Origin of the sequence: Streptomyces sindenensis (assembly GCF_014649035.1) — a bacterium.
In the GTDB taxonomy this organism is placed as follows: domain Bacteria; phylum Actinomycetota; class Actinomycetes; order Streptomycetales; family Streptomycetaceae; genus Streptomyces; species Streptomyces sindenensis.
The window spans coordinates 1-658 of record NZ_BMSG01000097.1; the positions used below are offsets into that span (position 1 = coordinate 1).

Here is a 658-nt window from a genome sequence, read left to right on the forward strand (position 1 = left end):
CCGCGCCGCCCTCGTCCTCAACGGAATCTGGAAGTGATCACCATTGAGAAAACCTCAGTGGCCTGCGCCATCCAACCTTGAGCGTGTGCCATCGAAGTTCGACCACGCCAGGCAGGGGTTGGCTTGGCCGATATGCAGCTACACGCCCCATGTGGCCCCCGGGCCCATTAGCCTCACTCATGATCTATTTCTGGAGGAAGTTGTGATGACCGATCAGACAGGGTTGGCGGAAGACGGCACCAGCGATGGCGGAAGCATTCAGGTGCGGGTGCGTTCCGTAGAGGGGAATGAATTCACCTTTCGGATCAGGCGGGCCTCACCGATGATTAAACTGATGAGTGCCTACTGCGTCCGCTTGGGAGAGGCCGCGCATTCGGTTCGCTTCCTGTATGACGGGGACCGGATCACGGGGGAAGCCACTGCTGAGAGTCTTGGGCTGGAGAACGGCGACACCATCGACGTGATGCGTCAGCACGCAGAGGACCCTGCGGCCTGACAAAGCCCGCCAACGGCCCGTGCCCCGACCGCTCACGGGGCGTGGGCCAAGACGTGAGCCGCAAAATTGATCGCACTGACCGTTTCCCCGATCAGAGGCAATGAGGTTTTCTCAATGGTGATCACTTCCAGATTCCGTTGAGGACGAGGGCGGCGCGGGCGA

At 60.6% G+C, this 658-nt stretch carries 1 protein-coding gene; it reads left to right on the forward strand.

What is annotated here, in order from left to right; genetic code table 11:
• The first annotated feature begins 205 nt into the window (after positions 1–205).
• A complete protein-coding gene (locus IE145_RS33200; RefSeq protein WP_189529128.1) occupies positions 206–496 on the forward strand; it encodes a ubiquitin-like protein in 291 nt (96 codons plus the stop codon).
• The last annotated feature ends 162 nt before the right edge of the window (positions 497–658 follow it).

Coding starts and splice junctions, on each gene's coding strand:
- IE145_RS33200 (WP_189529128.1), top strand. CDS start 206: ATGACCGATCAGACAGGGTTGGCGGAAGACGGCACCAGCGATGGCGGA.